Origin of the sequence: Ectopseudomonas khazarica (genome assembly GCF_017915135.1) — a bacterium.
Classification (GTDB): domain Bacteria; phylum Pseudomonadota; class Gammaproteobacteria; order Pseudomonadales; family Pseudomonadaceae; genus Aquipseudomonas; species Aquipseudomonas khazarica.
Map to the genome: position 1 here is coordinate 1893754 of NZ_CP068551.1, position 17702 is coordinate 1911455.

General features: G+C 63.8%; 28 protein-coding genes. 6 read left to right on the top strand and 22 right to left on the bottom strand.

All coding sequences use genetic code 11. The features are described 5' to 3' along the window. Positions 1–17: 17 nt before the first annotated feature. The 5 genes from JLK41_RS08905 to rimO form a co-directional block, all read right to left on the bottom strand. Positions 18–791 carry an SDR family oxidoreductase gene (locus tag JLK41_RS08905; RefSeq protein WP_210390787.1) on the bottom strand — a complete coding sequence of 258 codons (774 nt, stop codon included), beginning with the start codon at positions 789–791 and terminating at the stop codon, positions 18–20. Between the two features lie 97 nt (positions 792–888). Further along, positions 889–1587 (bottom strand): tRNA (N6-threonylcarbamoyladenosine(37)-N6)-methyltransferase TrmO, encoded by a 699-nt coding sequence (gene tsaA / locus JLK41_RS08910; protein WP_175253527.1) that lies wholly within the window; start codon positions 1585–1587, stop codon positions 889–891. Between the two features lie 10 nt (positions 1588–1597). Beyond that, positions 1598–1804, bottom strand: coding sequence for a hypothetical protein (locus JLK41_RS08915; protein ID WP_037056885.1), 207 nt, complete (start codon positions 1802–1804; stop codon positions 1598–1600). Between the two features lie 43 nt (positions 1805–1847). Beyond that, on the bottom strand, positions 1848–2561 hold the full coding sequence (locus tag JLK41_RS08920; protein WP_210390788.1) for an rRNA pseudouridine synthase: 714 nt from the start codon (positions 2559–2561) through the stop codon (positions 1848–1850). A gap of 74 nt (positions 2562–2635) precedes the next feature. Then, the gene (gene rimO / locus JLK41_RS08925; protein WP_210390789.1) at positions 2636–3970 is read right to left on the bottom strand and encodes a 30S ribosomal protein S12 methylthiotransferase RimO; all 1335 of its coding nucleotides are present in this window, start codon (positions 3968–3970) and stop codon (positions 2636–2638) included. A 48-nt stretch (positions 3971–4018) separates the two neighbouring features. On the opposite strand from rimO, the gene JLK41_RS08930 reads away from it, so the two are divergent. Further along, the gene (locus tag JLK41_RS08930; protein ID WP_425321857.1) at positions 4019–5602 is read left to right on the top strand and encodes a recombinase family protein; all 1584 of its coding nucleotides are present in this window, start codon (positions 4019–4021) and stop codon (positions 5600–5602) included. On the opposite strand, the gene JLK41_RS08935 is transcribed toward JLK41_RS08930, so the two are convergent. Together JLK41_RS08935 and JLK41_RS08940 are read right to left on the bottom strand one after the other, a co-directional pair. Further along, positions 5603–5890, bottom strand: coding sequence for a hypothetical protein (locus JLK41_RS08935; RefSeq protein ID WP_210390790.1), 288 nt, complete (start codon positions 5888–5890; stop codon positions 5603–5605). Further along, on the bottom strand, positions 5887–6957 hold the full coding sequence (locus JLK41_RS08940) for a phosphoadenosine phosphosulfate reductase domain-containing protein (RefSeq protein ID WP_210390791.1): 1071 nt from the start codon (positions 6955–6957) through the stop codon (positions 5887–5889). Before JLK41_RS08940 ends, JLK41_RS08935 begins: the two co-directional genes overlap by 4 nt. 56 nt (positions 6958–7013) lie before the next feature. On the opposite strand from JLK41_RS08940, the gene JLK41_RS08945 reads away from it, so the two are divergent. Beyond that, on the top strand, positions 7014–7277 hold the full coding sequence (locus tag JLK41_RS08945) for a hypothetical protein (protein ID WP_210390792.1): 264 nt from the start codon (positions 7014–7016) through the stop codon (positions 7275–7277). Positions 7278–7561: 284 nt separating this feature from the next. Here the strand turns inward: JLK41_RS08945 and JLK41_RS08950 are convergent, their stop codons facing one another. From JLK41_RS08950 to JLK41_RS09020, 15 genes are all read right to left on the bottom strand, one after another. Further along, a complete protein-coding gene (locus tag JLK41_RS08950) occupies positions 7562–8470 on the bottom strand; it encodes a hypothetical protein (RefSeq protein ID WP_210390793.1) in 909 nt (302 codons plus the stop codon). Continuing rightward, positions 8467–9210 carry a hypothetical protein gene (locus tag JLK41_RS08955; RefSeq protein ID WP_342357369.1) on the bottom strand — a complete coding sequence of 248 codons (744 nt, stop codon included), beginning with the start codon at positions 9208–9210 and terminating at the stop codon, positions 8467–8469. Before JLK41_RS08955 ends, JLK41_RS08950 begins: the two co-directional genes overlap by 4 nt. Then, positions 9207–9926, bottom strand: a complete 720-nt coding sequence (locus tag JLK41_RS08960; RefSeq protein ID WP_210390794.1) for a phosphohydrolase — start codon at positions 9924–9926, stop codon at positions 9207–9209. Before JLK41_RS08960 ends, JLK41_RS08955 begins: the two co-directional genes overlap by 4 nt. A gap of 1 nt (position 9927) precedes the next feature. Continuing rightward, positions 9928–10152, bottom strand: coding sequence for a hypothetical protein (locus JLK41_RS08965; protein WP_210390795.1), 225 nt, complete (start codon positions 10150–10152; stop codon positions 9928–9930). Next, on the bottom strand, positions 10149–10835 hold the full coding sequence (locus JLK41_RS08970) for a hypothetical protein (RefSeq protein ID WP_210390796.1): 687 nt from the start codon (positions 10833–10835) through the stop codon (positions 10149–10151). The genes JLK41_RS08965 and JLK41_RS08970 overlap by 4 nt, the downstream gene beginning before the upstream one ends. Before the next feature lie 84 nt (positions 10836–10919). Next, positions 10920–11141: a hypothetical protein gene (locus JLK41_RS08975; RefSeq protein WP_210390797.1), complete on the bottom strand. Its 222-nt coding sequence runs from the start codon at positions 11139–11141 to the stop codon at positions 10920–10922. A gap of 2 nt (positions 11142–11143) precedes the next feature. After that, the gene (locus tag JLK41_RS08980) at positions 11144–11467 is read right to left on the bottom strand and encodes a pyocin activator PrtN family protein (RefSeq protein WP_210390798.1); all 324 of its coding nucleotides are present in this window, start codon (positions 11465–11467) and stop codon (positions 11144–11146) included. Next, positions 11464–11937 carry a hypothetical protein gene (locus JLK41_RS08985; protein ID WP_210390799.1) on the bottom strand — a complete coding sequence of 158 codons (474 nt, stop codon included), beginning with the start codon at positions 11935–11937 and terminating at the stop codon, positions 11464–11466. Before JLK41_RS08985 ends, JLK41_RS08980 begins: the two co-directional genes overlap by 4 nt. A gap of 156 nt (positions 11938–12093) precedes the next feature. Further along, the gene (locus JLK41_RS08990) at positions 12094–12384 is read right to left on the bottom strand and encodes a phage antirepressor KilAC domain-containing protein (protein ID WP_210390800.1); all 291 of its coding nucleotides are present in this window, start codon (positions 12382–12384) and stop codon (positions 12094–12096) included. A gap of 8 nt (positions 12385–12392) precedes the next feature. Then, positions 12393–12995 carry a hypothetical protein gene (locus tag JLK41_RS08995; RefSeq protein WP_210390801.1) on the bottom strand — a complete coding sequence of 201 codons (603 nt, stop codon included), beginning with the start codon at positions 12993–12995 and terminating at the stop codon, positions 12393–12395. Further along, positions 12992–13282, bottom strand: a complete 291-nt coding sequence (locus JLK41_RS09000) for a hypothetical protein (RefSeq protein ID WP_210390802.1) — start codon at positions 13280–13282, stop codon at positions 12992–12994. Before JLK41_RS09000 ends, JLK41_RS08995 begins: the two co-directional genes overlap by 4 nt. Then, positions 13279–13500, bottom strand: coding sequence for a hypothetical protein (locus tag JLK41_RS09005; RefSeq protein WP_210390803.1), 222 nt, complete (start codon positions 13498–13500; stop codon positions 13279–13281). The genes JLK41_RS09000 and JLK41_RS09005 overlap by 4 nt, the downstream gene beginning before the upstream one ends. A gap of 93 nt (positions 13501–13593) precedes the next feature. Further along, positions 13594–14226 (bottom strand): BRCT domain-containing protein, encoded by a 633-nt coding sequence (locus JLK41_RS09010; RefSeq protein WP_210390804.1) that lies wholly within the window; start codon positions 14224–14226, stop codon positions 13594–13596. Next, complete coding sequence (locus tag JLK41_RS09015) at positions 14180–14626, bottom strand: hypothetical protein (protein WP_210390805.1); 447 nt, start codon at positions 14624–14626, stop codon at positions 14180–14182. Before JLK41_RS09015 ends, JLK41_RS09010 begins: the two co-directional genes overlap by 47 nt. Next, entirely contained in the window at positions 14626–15309 is a 684-nt protein-coding gene (locus JLK41_RS09020; RefSeq protein WP_210390806.1) for an XRE family transcriptional regulator, read from the bottom strand. Before JLK41_RS09020 ends, JLK41_RS09015 begins: the two co-directional genes overlap by 1 nt. A gap of 104 nt (positions 15310–15413) precedes the next feature. On the opposite strand from JLK41_RS09020, the gene JLK41_RS09025 reads away from it, so the two are divergent. The 4 genes from JLK41_RS09025 (at position 15414) to JLK41_RS09040 (ending at position 17691) form a co-directional block, all read left to right on the top strand. Then, on the top strand, positions 15414–15641 hold the full coding sequence (locus tag JLK41_RS09025) for a helix-turn-helix transcriptional regulator (RefSeq protein ID WP_210390807.1): 228 nt from the start codon (positions 15414–15416) through the stop codon (positions 15639–15641). A 429-nt stretch (positions 15642–16070) separates the two neighbouring features. Further along, positions 16071–16592: a phage regulatory CII family protein gene (locus tag JLK41_RS09030; protein ID WP_047584246.1), complete on the top strand. Its 522-nt coding sequence runs from the start codon at positions 16071–16073 to the stop codon at positions 16590–16592. A gap of 204 nt (positions 16593–16796) precedes the next feature. Further along, on the top strand, positions 16797–17357 hold the full coding sequence (locus JLK41_RS09035) for a hypothetical protein (RefSeq protein ID WP_210390808.1): 561 nt from the start codon (positions 16797–16799) through the stop codon (positions 17355–17357). Then, positions 17350–17691: a hypothetical protein gene (locus tag JLK41_RS09040; RefSeq protein ID WP_210391273.1), complete on the top strand. Its 342-nt coding sequence runs from the start codon at positions 17350–17352 to the stop codon at positions 17689–17691. Before JLK41_RS09035 ends, JLK41_RS09040 begins: the two co-directional genes overlap by 8 nt. The last annotated feature ends 11 nt before the right edge of the window (positions 17692–17702 follow it).

A 17702-nucleotide genomic window follows, 5' to 3' on the forward strand; every position in this document is an offset into this window, starting at 1 on the left:
GGCCGCCGGCACAGCCTTCAGCCCAGGTGAAAACCGCCGTCGATGGGGATGACCGTACCGGTCATGTAGGCACCTGCGCTGCCGGCCAGGGTCAGGGCCAGGGCGGCCATCTCTTCCTCACGGCCCCAGCGCTGCATCGGAATCACGGCGGTATCGGCGGCCAGGGCGGCTTCATCCTCGGCGATGAAGCGGGTCATCTTGCTCGGGAAGCGCCCCGGAGCGATCACGTTGACGTTGATATGCTCGCTCACCAGTTCCTTGGCCAGCATGCGTGACAGCTGATGCAGGGCGGCCTTGCTCGGTCCGTAGGCATAGGCCTGTTCGCCCATGGCGCTGATGCCGGCCACCGAACCGATGTTGATCACCCGCGCCGGGCACGCTGCCGAGCCAGCCTCGCGCAGCAGGGGCAGCATCTGCTGGATGCAGCCGAACACCGAGGTGACGTTGAGCTGCATGACCTTCTCCCAGCCCTTGGCCGGGTAGCTCTCCAGCGGCGCGCCCCAGGTGGTGCCGGCATTGTTGACCAGTATGTCCAGGCGCTGGATGCGTTCGCCCAGCTCCTGGGCCAGCGCCTGCACGCCTTCTTCGCTGGCCAGGTTGGCGGCGATGCCGGTGCACTGGCCGAGCTGCGACAGTTCGGCGGCGGTCTGTGCGCAGGCCTCGCCGTCACGCGCGCAGACATAGACATGGGCGCCGGCTTCGACGAAGGCCTTGGCGATCATCAGGCCGATGCCGCGGGTGCCGCCGGTGACCAGGGCGGTACGCCCGGCAAGAGAAAAGTACGGATGCATGAAAAGGCCTCGCAGGATATTGAGGCCTTCACCCTAGGGCGTTGCAGCAGGTAAAGCAGGCATCATTGCCAACCGAAATGCCTGCTCATGTGTCTGATCAGGTGGCGGCCGTCTGCACATCGAGTACCCGAATTCGCCCCGGCTCCGGGTAGTGCCAGTGCACGTCCAGGTCCCAGAAGCGCGCGCCGTAGCGCCGGTCCGGCTGGGGTTGCTGGTAGGCCGGGCGCGGGTCCTGGGCCAGGCACTGTTCGATCAGCTGCACCAGGGGTTCGCCAAGGCGCAGGGCATGCTGCTGTGCCTGCCGCAGGGCGGCGTCCTGCCAGTCCACCGGAATCAGTGGCGGTGGCGCGTCGGCCATGCCGTTGTGCGCCTCGGCCACGCTGTCGGCGTAGGGCACGTAGGGCTTGATATCCAGCACCGGTGTGCCGTCGAGCAGGTCGATGCCGGACAGGTGCAGGCGCCCTGGTTCGACCCGTTCCAGGCGCACCACCGACTGACCGATACCATTCGGGCGGTGGGTGGCGCGGGTGCTGAACACGCCCACCGACTGGTTGCCGCCCAGGCGCGGTGGGCGCACCTTCAGGCGCGGCTTGTCTTCCAGTGCCTGGTGAAAGAGAAACAGCAGCCAGACATGGCTGACCTGTTCCAGCCCCTGCACGGCATCACCCTGATCGAAGGGCGGCAGCAGCTCCAGCACGCCGCGCGCAGCGGGGGCCAGATGCGGTTGGCGCGGGATGGCAAACTTTTCCTTGAAGCAGGAGTGGACGATACCGACCGGGGAAACCAGATGCTGCATGGCCCGACTCTCAGCGCCTGCTGACCGGGGCGTCGTATGCCACCCGGCAGCCCGCATCGCGGAACGGCCCGGTGAAGCGGATCCAGCCTTCGCCCGGGCTGGTCTGGGCGCAGGTCAGGTGGCCGTCGCTCTTGCTCTGCCAGAGGAAGAACGGCGCTGGCGCAGCGAAGCCGGGCAGGCTCAGGGCGAGCAGGGCGATGAGGAGCAGGGTACGCATGATGGTGGTCTCCAGAGCGTGATGGGCACAGCCTAACACGGCCTCAGAAGCGTTCCTTGTCGCCCAGGTAGCGCCACTGCCCGAGCGGCAGCTTGGCCATCGGCACGCCGCCGATGCGGATGCGCTTCATCTCCCGTACCTGCAGGCCAAGCGCGGTGCACAGCGTGCGCAGCAGATCCGGCGCCGGGTTCTTCAGGGCGAAGCGCAGGCGTTGCTCGCTCTGCCAGCTGGCCTTGCACGGCGGGTATTGCACGCCCTTGTGCAGCAGGCCTTTCTTCAGGCGTTCCAGGCCGTTGGCGGGCATCTCGCCGCTGACCTCGACCAGGTATTCCTGTTCCAGTCTGGCGCCGTCCTCGCGCAGCTTGCGCTGGGCACGCCAGTCCTGGCTGAGCACTACCAGGCCGCTGGCGCCGTTCTGCAGCGGCAGGCTCTGTTCCTGGCGCAGGAAGTGACCGTGCAGGATGCGCTGGGCATGCGGGTCGTCCGCCCAGTGCTGGGCGGCACCGAGCTGGTGTTGCAGTGCGGCGGCGCTGCTACCGGCCGGCACATGTAGCAGCAGGCTGACCGGGTCGACCGAATCGAGGCTGGCACCGGGCAGCAGTTCCACCCGCTGCTGCTCGTCCACCTTGTGTTGCGGCGCCTCGATTACCTGGCCGTCGACGCTGACCCAGCCGCCGGTGATGTACAGGTCGGCTTCGCGGCGCGAGCAGCCGAACAGTTCGATGACGCGTTTGGACAGGCGGGTAGGTTCGCTCATGGCAGGGCTCTGGCAGGGAGGGGGACAGATAGAAAGAAAAAGCCCCGCCGGAGCGGGGCTTGCAGGCAGTAGGCTCAGACCAGCTCGCCCCACATGTCGTATTCATCGGCATCGACGATGCGCACGCGCACCTTGTCACCGGGCTTCACGTTGGTGGCGTCGATGAACACGCTGCCGTCGATCTCTGGAGCGTCGGCCCAGGAACGGGCGACGGCGCCTTCGCCGTCCACTTCGTCGACCAGCACGTCCATCTCCAGGCCGATCTTGGCCTGCAGGCGTGCCGAGCTGATGGCCTGCTGGTGCGCCATGAAGCGCTCCCTGCGTTCCTGCTTGACGTCGTCCGGCACCGGCTCCAGGCCCAGGTCGTTGGCCGGGGCGCCTTCCACCGGCGAGTACTGGAAGCAGCCGACGCGGTCGAGCTGGGCTTCGCTCAGCCAGTCGAGCAGGTACTGGAAGTCTTCCTCGGTCTCGCCCGGGAAGCCGACGATGAAGGTGGAGCGGATGGTCAGCTCGGGGCAGATCTCGCGCCACTTCTTGATACGGGCCAGGGTCTTGTCTTCGAAGGCCGGGCGCTTCATCGACTTGAGCACTTTCGGGCTGGCGTGCTGGAAAGGAATGTCGAGGTAGGGCAACAGCTTGCCGGCCGCCATCAGCGGGATCACGTCGTCAACGTTGGGGTAGGGGTAGACGTAGTGCAGGCGCACCCATACACCCATGGCCGACAGGGCCTCGCACAGTTCGAGCATGCGGGTCTTGACCGGCTGCCCGTTCCAGAAGTCCAGCTTGTACTTCAGGTCCACACCATAGGCGCTGGTGTCCTGGCTGATCACCAGCAGCTCCTTCACGCCAGCCTTGACCAGGCGCTCGGCTTCGCTGAGCACGTCGCCGACCGGGCGGCTGACCAGCTTGCCGCGCATCGACGGGATGATGCAGAAGCTGCAACTGTGGTTGCAGCCTTCGGAAATCTTCAGGTACGCATAATGACGCGGTGTCAGCTTGATGCCCTGCGGCGGCACCAGATCGATCAGCGGGTTGTGCTCGGTTTTCGGTGGAATCACCTCGTGCACCGCACTGACCACCTGCTCGTACTGCTGCGGGCCGGTCACGGCCAGCACGCTGGGATGCACGTCACGGATGCTGTTCTCGGCCACGCCCATGCAGCCGGTGACGATCACCTTGCCGTTCTCGGCGATCGCCTCGCCGATGGCATCCAGGGATTCGGCCTTGGCGCTGTCGATGAAGCCGCAGGTGTTGACCACCACCACGTCGGCATCCTGGTAGGTCGGCACGATCTCGTAACCTTCCATGCGCAGCTGGGTCAGGATGCGTTCGGAGTCGACGGTCGCCTTGGGGCACCCTAAGGAAATAAACCCTACACTAGGAGCTTTCTTAGTTTGAGTAGTTGTCATCACTGATCACGGGAGAGAGCAAAAATTAGCGCGCGAGTATACAGCTATCTGAGGTTTTCCGATCCCCGGCAGGCGACCGGCAGCAGTGCCGACCGTCAGTTGCAGTATGCGCAGCGGTGGGCTGCTGATCGTGGCCTGACGCTCGATGAATCATTGTCGCTGCGCGACGAGGGGCTGTCGGCTTACCACCAGAATCACGTCAAGCAAGGGGCACTCGGTACGTTTCTGCGTGCCGTCGACGAGGGACGTATACCTGACGGCTCGGTGTTGATCGTAGAGGGGCTTGACCGACTGAGTCGGGCCGAGCCGATCCAAGCACAGGCGCAGCTGGCTCAGATCATCAATGCCGGCATTACGGTGGTTACCGCCAGCGATGGGCGTGAGTACAACCGGGCCGGCTTGAAAGCGCAGCCGATGGACCTGGTCTACAGCCTGCTAGTGATGATCCGCGCTCACGAGGAGTCCGACACGAAGAGCAAGCGGGTCAAGGCTGCGATCAGGCGCCAATGCGAAGGCTGGGTGGCTGGCACCTACCGTGGTTTGATCCGAAATGGCCAGGACCCGCAATGGCTCAGATGGGATGGCCAGGCCTGGCATTTGATACCAGAGCGCGTCGAGGCGGTGCGCTACGCCATTGAGCTGTACAAGCAGGGCGAGGGGGCCACGCGAGCTGTGCGCAAGTTGGCTGAGCGTGGGTATGACCTGGGGGACTGGAGCATTTCTGGCCAGCAGATCTACCGTCTTGTGAAGTTGCCGGCGTTGCGAGGGGCGAAGCGCATCAGTCTCGATGGTGAGGATTACCTGCTAGAGGGCTACTACCCGCCAGTGCTTGCCGATGTGGAGTATGAAGCTCTGCAGGCCGCCACCGAGACGCGGCATGGTCGTCGTGGTGCCAGCGACATCGTCGGTATTGTGACCGGCATTGGCATCACCTGGTGCGGGTACTGCGGCACTGCCCTGGTTGCGCAGAACCTGGTCAGCCGCAAGCGCGATGATGGCAGCCTGGCCGATGGCCATAGGCGCCTGCACTGCACGTCATACAGCAATGGTGCAGGGTGTAAGTCGGCTAGTTGCAGCGTTGTGCCAATCGAGAAGGCGCTACTGTCCTACTGTTCGGATCAGATGAACCTGTCGCGGCTGCTGGAGCCGGCTGACGATGGTCATCAGGTGCGGCAGCGCTTGCAGGCCTGTCGGCGAAAGGAAGCGGACATCGAGCGGCAGCTGCAGCGTATTACCGAGGCGCTGTTGGCTGACGACCAGGGCGCTGCGCCATTGGCATTTGTGCGCAAGGCCCGCGAGCTTGAAGCAGATCTACAGCGGATACAGGCTGAGGTGACCCAGCTGGAGCGTGAACAGGCGCTGGTGGGGCAAGTGCAAACGCCTGCAGGCTCTGAGCTATGGCGGAAGCTGGCGGTTGATGGGCAGGACGTGCATAGCTCGGCGCGTGAGCATCTGCGGCAGCTCGTGCTCGATACGTTCAGCCGCATTACGGTTTACACGCGAGGGGTGGTGCCTGATCCGAAGTCGAAGGTGATCCACTTGGTGCTAGTGTCGCGTTCGGGGCAGCGTGTCGCGCTGGATGTTGATCGGCGGTCGGGGGCCTGGAAGGCTGGCCGCGACCGCCGAGGGTGATCAGGCGGCTTTCTTACCGATCAGGATTGCCGCCAGCTCAGGGTCGCCGGGTGGGCTGCTGTGAACCACCAGGTGGCCCATGCCCTCCCAGTAGTTCTCCTGCACCTCGATGCACACCCGCCAGGCCGCCCACGCCACGTTGGCGCCGGCCTCGATCACGTTGCCTGCTTCATCGACAATGGCCAGGCGTGCAGGCTTTCCGTCTGCCGTGGTGCAGCTGAAACCGGTGCTGACCGTTGCGCTGATGCGTGCTGCTGGCAGCTCGGGGTTTGGTACAGAGTCTTTCATGCTGCCTCCTCAATCTTCACCGGCTGCCAGTCGCTGTCGCACAGGCCATAGGCGCTGCTGCATGCAGTGGCGTCGGCTTCGCCGTCGCTGGCGATCAGGTCGTACTGGATGCCGCCGCGCGTGGTGCGCGACCACTCAACGGCCTGGCGGATGTTGGCGATATCTACGATCTGCTGTGCGCTCATTTCCTTGATAGAGCCCTGCTGGTGCTTGGCATTGCTGCCTGCAAAGAAGGTGGCGCCCTGGCGCTTGCAGGTCTGGCCCACGAGGTTTTCCCAGTGCTCGAGGCGGTCGATGACCTCGGGCCAGCGTGCAGCGATATCGCGCAGCTCGCCTTTGCGGCAGTTGATGCAGGGCATGCAGCCCACTCGACCGGCGCCGAGGGTGTAAAGCGGGTTCGGCTTGATGCCCATGTAGCGGTGGGACTCGAACACGGCGGCCACGTCCCACTTGAGGATTGGCCGGTAGTTGTAGAGGCCACCGCCCACTTCGTCGCACTCGGCCAGGTAGCGGCGCACGTCAGATTCGTCGCGGCGCACGCCCTGCCAGCTCATGATCATGTTCTGGCCGTCCATCAGGGGGAGCATGACCTGCTCGATGATGACGTTGCGCTTGAGTTCCTCGGTGCAGAACTGGGCTTTGCGGCTGGGGAACCGTCCTTTCCAAAGGCACAGGTCGAGGAACGGGATTCCGGTCGGCTGGAGCACCTGCAGTGCGGCTTCGACGATGCTTTCTGCCACACCCTGGTCGCGCCACTTGGTGGCGATGAACTCGCGCTTGCGGGCGATCTGGCGGGAGAAGTCCGCACGGCGCCGTTCGATGGTGACGCCCGTGGATTGCTCCAGATAGTCGATGTACTCCAGCGTCAACTCGTGCTCATTGCCGGTGTCCGCGAACACGGCGCGCAGGTTGTGCGCCCCCTGAGCGATGGCGAGCAGCAGCAGGGCGGTGGAGTCCTTGCCGCCCGAGACGCTGACGATGTTGTGCAGATCGCCCTGCAGGGAATCGGTCGGGTGGAACGGCCAGCGGATCGCCGTGGCCAGGTCGATTTGGGTTGGGGCGGTCATGGCTGGGCTCTCCCTGCTAAAGTCATGGTTCCGAACAGCGACAGGAGCAGGATGCAATGGACAGAGATACCAAAACCCGTGTTCTGGTCGAGTCGTTGAGCGACTTGATGCAGAATCCGCCCATGCCTATACCGACAGATCTCAATGCTGCTGGCTCTGCAGTGTTCAGGGCGCTGGTTGAGGACTGGGAAACGCTCAGCTCGTTTGCTCAGGGTCAGTTGCTGCTGGCTGTTGCCATCCTGGCTCAGCAGCAGGGTGCGGAACTGCGTGCTGATATGACTACCGAACAGATAATCAGGAAGCTCAGGGACGCCCACTGAGGGGGGCGTATACCCCTCGACAAGCTGCGCGTGCTGGCAACTTTGAGAGCGGAGCGATGGGCTCAACTCGCGGGCGCGGCGCACGCCTGTCGTGGGGTGTGCAGCTGCTGCGCAGCTGGCGGGCAGGGTATTGGATGATGTCGCGCCTTCGGCGCGGCGGTCTATAGCGCCCCCGCGCGAGTCCTGCAGGCGGCCGGCCAGCACCGTGCACAGCAGGTTCAGCGGGTGACGGCCGCCGCCGTGCTGTCGCACGGCAGTGGCTACGGTGGTGGCGGGGGCTTGGGTCATGACCGAGCCTCCTTCTCTTCTTGGGAGCGAGCCAGGTGGTGTAGGTCGTTGCGCACGGCGTCAACCTCGGCCGACTTCTCTGCCCATGCGTCCGGGTCCACGTGGTCTTCGATATGGCCTTCGAGCAGGTTGTTGAGGTACTGCGGCGACAGTGCGTCCAGCTCCCAGCTGCTCGTGCCGTACTGGGGTCGGTACGCGGCGAAGCGCGAATCCGTGGTTTTGGCCGGGTTCTCTGGCGGCTTGATCTCGTCGATCTGGTCCATCGTCAGGGCGATGCGGTCTAGGTCGCTATCGTCCATCTCGTGGCGAGTGAATAGCGATAGCCGCTCGATCAGGTCGCGCGTCATATCGATGCCGCTCGGGTCGTGGTCGCCCAGGTGCAGCACGCGCACCCGCTGGCCTGCATATAGGGCCGGCAATAGGTGGTCCTCGGCGAACCCGCGCAGGACAGACCCGCTCGGGTAGCCGCGCGCAGCCAGAATGGGCACGTCCCATTTGCGGCAGGTGCCGGTCAGCACGCCAATCAAGGCTTCCTTCTCGATCACCACGAACACGCGGGTTTCCTGATTCGCCCACATGTCCTGGCCGTAGCTCTGGGCAGCACTGCGCAGGATGGAGCTGCCGGCGTCCCAATGCGGATTGGTCAGAAACTCGCGGGTGCGGTCCTCGATGGCGTCCCAGTCCATATGCCCGGCCAGCTTGGCGTCGTTGATCAGGTTGGCGGTGCGCTTGTACGACTGCAGGGTGTTCTCGATCACGTCGCGGGCTACCAGTTGGTAGTACAGCTGGCGGACGGTGAGCACATAGCCCTGGCGTTGGTAGTCTTCGATCAGGTCGTTCATGTAGTCGATCAACTGGCTGTTGCGCTTGCTGAACGACTTTGCGATGTACTGTTCGCAGCTCATGGCCTGGCCTCCTGTGCGTCGCCAGGCATCGGCAGTGTCGAGCCGTTGCGCAGTGACCTCTGCTGGTCGATCCAGTCGAAAAAGCCATTCGGCCCTTCGTAGTAAGCGGCCATCTGTTCGACCTTGCCCAGTAGCTCCAGCTCGGCCTGGGCGATCAGGTTGGCGGCGGTGCTGCCGCTTAGTACGTCGATGGCGTAGGCCCAAAGCTGGGCCGGGGTGAGCTGGAAACGGTCGAAGTCGGTGTCCGGCTCGATGCCGATCAGGCAACTCGACTGCGCGCCCTTCTGACCTTCCCGGCCCTTAGTCATGATGGTGGCCACTTTGCCGTCGCCGCCTGGCTCGGTTCGGTGGAACCTGTAGGCCTTCATCTGATAGCTGCTGCCGGCGTGGATCTCGGTGCGTTCCAGCTCGCTCATGTGTGCCTTCCCGTTGGGAGTCCAGGGCCGGCCGCCCCTGGGTGAGCGGGGGCCTTCGTGCAGGTACAGGACGTGGGTAGGCGGCACGTTGTGATAGGTGCCTTCGGGAATGTCGCCGTAGTCGATATTGACCTGCGTACCCACCAACACGGTGCTGGTGAAGTCGAATCGGTGGCTATGGATGGCAGAGAACTCGAAGCAGCTACGGCGCGGCAGTTCCGGGTGCCAGACGTGCAGGCGCTGGCCGGCCTGGAGCTGCACCTGAATGAAGCCGAGGCCGTGCAGGCTGATAGGCGCCTTCATTGGGTCATGGGCAGCGCTCATGCGTTCACCTCCTGCAGCTCGCGCTCGGCCTGGGCGTGCGCCTTGGCGCGGTGGGTGGTGGCCAGCAGTTCCATCAGCTGATGGTGGTAGGCCTGGCGGGCGTGGGTAGGCGTCCACTCGGGGATCGCCTTGTTCAGCGGCTCGACGCCTTCGAGGCATGCCCATGGCTCGGGGTGCGGGGGCATGAGTTGCTGGCGTTCGGTGGCAAGGGCGATCATGTCCGCCTCGTGCACGCAGTCGGGCAGCACCGGGTCAAGGTCGAAACGTTCGCAGATGGCCAGCCACAGGCGTTCTTCAAGCTGCTTGTAGGTGTCGATCAGCAGCGACAGCCCGCTGAACTCTTCGGCCTTGAACAGTCGCAGCGAGCTGGCATAGCTCCAGGCGTCGCGCGCGTTCAAGGCGTGCAGGTTGAGTACCTGGGTCCATGCGTCGTTGCGTCGCTCGGCGGCCTCAATCATCAACAGCTTGATGGGGCGGGCAATGTCGGCCAGGTAGGCCTCGGTGGCGTCGTGCAGCAGGCCGGCCAGCTTGTGCTCCTGCGGCACGATGTCGGCGACGATCAGGGAATGCTGTGCGACCGAGTAGTGGTGGCGGGTCTGGCCATTGAAGCGGCAGACGAAGGCCAGGCCGTGGCAGATGTCGTCAATGCGGATCTGCTTGGCCTGGGGCTTGAGGATGTCCACCTGGGTGGCGCTTTGGGTGAGAATCCAGCTCATGTCAGGCGGCCTCCTGCTTGAGGTCGACCAGCAGCACCGCATTGCGGGCGTCGGTGCGCAGCTTCCAGAGGGTTTCGGTGCCGAGCTGGGCACGGATCTGGTGCTGCAGCTCGGCGTGCTCGCGCTCCAGCTGGGCGAGCTTGGCGAGGGCGCGGTTGTGGTCGTGCTGTAGCTTGCCGGCCGCCTCGGGCGTGAGACGCAGCAGGGGGAAGTGACGGCGGATCATGCTGCGTCCTCCATGTCTGCGGCGTCGAAGTCTTCGCGAGCTGCCTGGTCCATTGCCCGGCGCACGATCTCACGCAGGCTGTTGGTGACCGGATTCAGTCCTTCGGGGTTGCAGTCGAAGTACAGATGGGCGGTCTGGAAGTCGAAACTGAAGCCGGCGTCCATGTCCAGCCAGTCGATCAGCTCGCTGTCGGGGTGGGGCTGGGTGTTGGCCTGGGCTTTCTTGATGCGCTCGGCCATGTCCAGCACCTGGGCTTGGAGGTGGCGGCTGAAACGGGCGTGGTCGTGTGCATTGAGTCCGGCGAAGGTGTCGGCTGCCAGCTCCAGCTTGGCGACTACATCGATCAGCACGGCGTGGTCTTCATCGCTCAACGGCGAGGTGGCGGCCAGACGGTTGAGTAGGCCGCGTTCGACCTGGGCGTGGTCGTCGGCTTCGGATCTGATATTGCTGCGCAGGGTCATGGCCTCGCGGGTGCGGGCGTCGAGCTGGGCCTGCAGATCCTCATTGGCGACGTTCTTGGCTTGCAGCAGCTTTTCCCAGGTAGCGGCTGCGCTGTCGGCGCCTTGCTTCTTGCCGGCGTCGCGGCCTGTGCGCAAGCCGATGCTGTAGAAGATGAAGCAGGCCAGCGCGCTGGTGGCGAGCATGACAAGCAGAGCGCACTGTTGTGCTGTGGTGAGTTCCATGGTGGTCTTCCTCGTGTTGGCCGGGCGCTGGTGGTGGCAGCGGGTTCGGCTGTCAGGTGGTTTTGGTGTTGCTCGGTGTGGCGATCAGGATTCAGCCCAGAGCGCTTCGGCTTCTTTACGGGCATCCGTTGCGTCCCATTCGCTCAGTCGCTTCTCGTACATTTCAGCCAGGGTCATTTCGTCATTGGCCGAGATTCCCGTGATCTCGGCGCTGTGCTGATTCGCTAGGGCGCGTACGGCTTCGGTGATGGCCTTCTTCTTGTCGCCTGCCTCGGGCATGCGGATGACGTAGGTGATGAATCCCATGGCTATTCCTCCTGTTCTGCTGGTCTGATCTTCTCGGCTAGCTCGGCGTCGGCCGCTTCGGCCTGGGTGTCGATGAGTACGGCCAGGTGGCGGATGTCGACGAACTTGGTGCCCTTGGCGCTGGCGTCGAGCTTGGTGACGGGTAGCGGCACGCGCAGCTCGCGCAGGGCGCGGGTGAAGTTGTCGTCGTTGAGCTTGTCGAAGTACTGCGCGCGCAGCCGCTCGACGGGCACGAGCAGGTCACCGAACACCCGGAACAGCAGCTCGACGGTCTGCGCGCGCGGGGCGGTGAGTAGGCGTAGCTCGCGCTGGTTGGCCTGGCTCATGCGGCAGTCGCCTGGTCGTCAGCGAGCTGGTCAGCCAGACGCTTGAGGCTGACCCGGCCAGCGATGCGTGGCGGGGCTGGTTTGGTGTGTGGCTGGAGCGTCTTGCGCAGCTCGGCGTTGATGCCGGCCAGGGTGGCGCGGGCGGTGGAGCCGAACGCGACAAAGCGCGGTAGCGGGGCGGTGCTGTCCACCGGCTCGATGACGGCGCCCAGCTCGATGCCGTCCAGGCCGGCGCCGAGGCGCAACGTGGCGCGGGCTCGGTACTGGCTGCCGAGGTCGGCGGCCAGGTGCTCCAGCGCGGCGGCCAACTGCAGGTGTTCGCGCTGCAGGGTACTGCCTTCGGTGGTGAGGGAGAGGCCGGCTGCGGTGGCGGCCAGGGTGAGGTTGGCCAGGATCTTGTCCTGGGTGAAGCGCTCGGGGCCGAGCTTCAGCAGCTCGATCAGCAGGGACTCAATCAGTCGGGTGTCCATCAGTCTGTCCTTTGTGGGTGGTTCCAGGCGATTTCGACGTGGGTACGCACGAGGTCGCGCAGGTGCTCCGGCACGCCAGCCAGTGCCGCGCGGCGTTCGTCTTTGCTCTTGAGCGCGACTATCTGAGCGGCGTACTGGCGGGGCCGGAGCGAGGTGTCAGGCGACATCGCGCGGATCTGCCTGGGGTTCTGGCATCTGGCGCTCGATGCCGAGCTTGTCGGCCAGCCAGGGGATACCGGCATCGGTGACGCGGGTGGTGCGCGGGTACTGCACGCCGTGCACCGGGTGGTGGTAGCGGAATTCACGCGTGACCAGATAGAGCTTGGTCAGCTCGGGATTGGCCGGCCGGTTGAACTTGTCCAGCAGGCCTTTCTCGCGCATGCGCTTCATCATGTCGCGGTGCTTGAGGCCCAGGCGCTCGGCGGTGTCTTTGAGTGAATGGCTCATGTCACCTCCTACGCTGCGGCCGCGCGCTGGGGCGTGGCGATGATGTGAAGGTGCTCGATGCTGCTGAGCAGGCGCTTTAGGCACTCGTGCTGATCGCCGCGAACGGTGAAGCACTTGGTGCGTGGCTTCGCGGTGCCAATGCTGGCGATGATCGTCACGCCCTCGGCCGGGCGGGTACGGTGCACGGCGACGTTGATGGGCAGCGCCAGGCCGGTTTCGAGGCTGGCAAAGCCGCCGTGACGCACCATGTAGCGCAGCCGGTTGGTCTGGTCGGTGGAGAGCAGGGCGTCCGGCTCGGGCAACAGGGGCTGGCGAGTGACGCGGGGCGGGGCAGGCTCGCCGCCGTCTACGCGGCCATTGGCAATGGCGTCGATGAAGTCAGCGACCTTCAGGTGCTTCTCGGGATCGTCGGTTTTCACGTCCATGCAGTGCACCATCTCGCCCATCTCGATGCGCACGGCGGTCGCCGGGTTACCGCGCTCGATGCGGATGCGGAACGTCACCTGCTCGCGGCTGTAGGGCATGCGCGAAACGGTGTGGTTGAAGGTGCCGGTCATGTTGAGCTGGGCCAGCAGGCGCAGCAGGTTGTCTTCGGGGAGGGCGAAGTTCATGCGGCCACCTTCTTGTCTGGAGCGACCAGCCAGGTGTAGGGCGGCTGCTCCTGCTCCATGCGGCGGTAGTAGGCCGCGCTGATGGTCAGGTCGGAAAGCCGGTCGTATTGGTCATCAGTGATAGCGCCGAGGATGAAGCCCGCGTAGATCATTCCGTGGCAGCGGCCTGACTGATCTTCGACTACGAAGCGGTTGCTGGACTCACGCAGGCGCTTGATCTCGCCCAGGATGGTTCTCAGCAGCTGCTGGTGCGGGTGTGCGGCTTGGGGGGTTGGTGTGCGCATCATGCCGCGTGCCCTCCATCGTTCGGATCGAAGGGCGGCTGATCGGCCACGGTGAAGCGGCGGCCGGTGGCTTCCTTGGGCAGGAAGTCGACGTGACCGGTGGAGAACAGGAACTTGGGTTTTACGCGGGAGAACTGGCAGCCGGTGGCCTCGGCGGCGCGGCGTAGTTCAAAGATGCGCTCTGCCTGGCAAGACGGGAGCGCGTGAACAGATGCTGACATGGTTTACCTCGGCTCTGTGGTGGAGAGACGAGGCAAATAAAACGTATCGTTGTTGTTATGTCAACAACGAATTGTTGTATTGCGAGAAAACAGCTAGCCGAATATGGATTTCTGCCAGTGCTCCTCGGTCACGATAGCGAGGGGAATGCCGCTCTCGCGTAGTTCGACGGCTTTCTTGATCTTGGTGCCGTAGCTGCTGTGCAACCACTGGTCATTGCCGATGCTGCCGACCACTAGGTAATGAACTTTCTTGCTCACGCTCGGCGCGATTAGGCCGCCGCGCTCGGTGACCAGCGCTTCGCAGTCTTTACGAGGCCCGTATGCCATGACGCCAGTGAACAGGAATAGGCGGCTATCCCAAAACAGGCTAGGGGCTGGCTGGTCGATAGGTAGGGTGGTCGGAGCTTGGAAGGGGTGGGCCTTGCTGAGTTCCAGGCCGGTGAACTGTCGGAGCATGTCGAGCAGTTCGGCGGCTTCATCCGCGTCTAGGACGTTGTCGCTGAGCATGTCCGCCAGGCGGCGATAAAGGATGTTCACCACCGGGTCGGCCAGGTGGTTCAGGTTGGTCTCAATCCAGCGCTTGAGGAATTCGGCCTCTGCCTGGTTGATGGTGCCGTCTGCGGTGATGCCTGCTGCCAGGCCGATTAGTGCGTCGGCTGATCTGCGGTCAATGCGAGCCTCATGAAAGCAGCGACTGTTCTGGAATTCCTGGTGCAGGTCTACCATCTTGCTCAGCTTCCTCTGCGGTTTCGTCCGTGTTGGCGTCTATCAGCTTGCTGATATCCGCTGTGAAGGTGATCACCATGCTGGTTTTGCTACAGGTGATCGTCACTTCTTGTGCAGGGTCTATCTCGAGATCTTCGCCGCGCAAGCCTTGCCATTGAGCGAGGTACTGCAGTGCGCCGTACTTATCCAGCTTCTTGAGGGTGCGGCTGACCCCGCCTTTCCAGTGGGTAACAGGAAGTTCGCCATTCCGGGCAGCCTCGGCCAGCTCAGGCTTAGCACTGGCCAGCTCTCGGCCCGTCTCCCAGCAGCTGATCAGGCCTTTGTCGTCTGCTTGCCACCGTTCTTCCCAGCTCAGTACTGTGCGGATCTGCTCATTGATGCTGCGGGATATGCGAGCCATTACAGGGCGCCTCCATGCCATACAACGCGGCCGACGATGGATAGCTGCTCGATGTCGCTGTCAGAGACGGGTTGGTCGGGGTAGGCGCGCTTGTCTTCGTTGTCACTGCGGATGATCCAGCCGCCGGTCAGGGACTGGATCAAGCGCTTGATGATCAGTTCGCCGTCTGGCTTGCGGAGCGCAAAGATGCGGCCGTCTCGTGGTTGAGTCTGGCTTTCGTCGAGCAGCACCACGTCACCATCGCACACGGTCGGCTCCATGCTGTGCCCCTGGACATATATCACGTGCAGGTTGCGTTCTCTGAGGCTCATGCGGGAGAGCCATGCGCGCTTGAATACTAGGCCGCCTTTGACTTCAACGTGGTCATTTAGCTGGCCATTGCCTGCGGCGCCGTGTGCCGTGTACTGGGGCACCAGTGCGTATTCAGTGGCGTCGGGTACGTGACCATAGGTTGCGGGTGTTTCGGCGGCTTGGATCTTTTCGCCTTCGATCAATTCCATCAGCGAAACGTCGAGTGCTGCTGCAAGCGTACGCAGATCGGCCAGGCTGGGTTCGCGCAGTCCGTTTTCATAATTACTGACGCGCGCTTGACCTCTCTCCCAGTCGCACTCGTTGCCGAGCTGAGTTTGAGAGAGGTTTTTTGCCTTTCGCAGGCGTGCGATTCGTGTGCCGAGACTTTCCATTGCGAAAAAATATCACGCTCCGTTTAATTCGGTGACGACTAAACGTGTTGCAAAAACAACGATACGTTGTTAGTTTTCTTGCCGTACCAACTGGAGGTCGCTAGATGAACCGCATTTCCGAGATTCGTCGAGCTGCTGGAATCTCGCAGCTCGCGCTTGTTGACCAGCTTCGCTGGTCGCAGGGGCGCCTGAGCAACTATGAAGCGGGTCGGCGCGTGCCTGGGCTGGCTGAGTGTCGAGCCATTGTGCGCGGGCTTAATGAGCTTGGCGCCTGCTGCACGCTTGATGACGTTTTCCCGCCTGAGCCTGCACAGATTCCGGCTGCTGCTTAGAAAAAAGGCGCCGTTAGGCGCCCTGTTTCCCGGCCGCCGTTGTAGCGGTGGCCGCCAGAGCCCTAGGGCTCTGTGTTGCCTGCCTCTCCACCACAGATCAGCAGGCTTTGCAGCGACCTCACGGCCGTTGCGCTACGGACCACCTGACGAGGGGGCACCGTGGTGAGGACTATAGCAACACGCCTCGCCACGGCCAATGGCAGCTTGCTCCGGCGGCTGCCACCTCCTGGCGCGTGCCACCACCACGCGCCGTACCTGGGCCGGGATGCCTGGGGTTGCCCGTTCGCTGTCACCACCAGCGGGCGGGCTGTTGAGGGCAGGGCCTGTGCGGAGCACGGGCCTTGCCTGGGGTGCGGTCGGTTCGCCGGCTGCATGCGACCACCTGACTAAGGGAGCCCGTGCCTTCGGGCATGGCTCCGGGAGTTGTCCATGTCTTTCCGACCACGCATGAACAGTGTCGAGCGCGCCCAGCGTTCGATCCTGACGCTACAACAGGCGCTGTACCACGCGGCGCACGATTACCCAGGCGGTGCCACTGCCATTGCCGCAGTCGACGGGGTGATCAGCCCCTCGACCCTCAATCACAAGCTGAGCCGCACCGGCGCCAACCCGAAACACCGGGTGAACGTCGATGAGCTGCAGCTGATTCTCGACCTGACCCGCGACCCGCGCATTGTTGATGCGCTGCTGCAGCCGATTGGCTGGGTGGGCGTTGATGTGTCTGAGCTTCACGAAACTGACACGCCGAAATCCTTGCTGACGGGCATCACCGAGATGCTGCGCAGCGAAAACAACCTGAGCGAGCAGCTGGCGAAGGCGCTGGCCGATGACCATGTGGATGACGATGAGCTGGCTCAGTTCGAGATGCTGGCCGTGCGCATGCTGCAGGCGGTGTTCCGGTTGCGCGCTGCGGTGCGCCTCAAGCATGAGGAGGGGCAGGCTGATGGCTGATAACGCTGATCGCGCGGCGGATGAATACGCCGTACACGAACAGGCCCGCGCCGCTTCCCGTGTGAATGTGGCGCCTGTGCATCGGCTTGAGTGCGACTGGTGCGGTGGTGCCATTCCGCTCGCGCGCCGTGAGGCGCTGGCAGGGCATGACTGCGTGACCTGTATCGACTGCCAGCAGCTGCTGGAGCGGAAAGGGGGTGGGCGATGAAGGCGGCGAACCCTGTTGTGCGGCTGCACCTGGTGCGTGAGCGCGCCCATGGCGGCTTGCGTATTCGTCAATGGGACACGCTGGACGATATCGGCCCAGGTGTTCACGAGCTGTACGCCGGCCCGGCCGAGCTTGAGGGTGTTTCCGAAGTGCTGGCCGAGGGGCATGGCTTCTGGCGCAGCTGCTCCGGTTGCCATGAAACCGAGGACGGCCACCCGGTTGGCAGTTATGCCTACAGCAGCGTTCTGCAGTGCTCGCTGGGCAGCGGCTGCAGCGAGTGCGGTGGCTTGGGTGCGACCTGGGACAACACCGACTATGGCCGGATCGCTCATGAGGAAGGGTTGAACGATGAGTTCGATGAGGGCGCAGCTAGGTGCTCAGCCTGTGCTTGCGGTCGCACTGATCCTCACGCCCAAACGCTTGCCTGTATCAAGGCTGCAGGTGATGCGCTGCGTAGCAGCGGCTCGATCCGCTCCATGCTTGAGTCGTTAGATGCGCCTGGCGCTGTCTTTGGTGGGCCGGCCGCCGCGGGTGATGGGGAGGTGGCCAATGACTGATCGTGATCCTCTGCCGAGAACCGGCGACGATATGGATCTGCCTGAGGGTAAGACCTGCGCTGACTGCGTGCATTGCGGCCGTTGCACTGCGATGTTCGGCCATATCCCTGCTGATGAGTCCTGCGACTGGTCGCCGTCGCGATTCACTCCGAAGCGCGTGGAGCAGTCCGATTCTAGCCGGCGCTATCACGTCATCGTCGTGCGCGATAGCACGGGCGAAAAAACCTACATGACCCGCACGCCGGTTACTCATCATGAGGGCTGTGTGCTGCTGAGCAAGATCACGGACTACCCGTGGCGGCGCAAGCTGCTGGAGGAGGTGGCCAATGGCTGAGCAGTGCGACT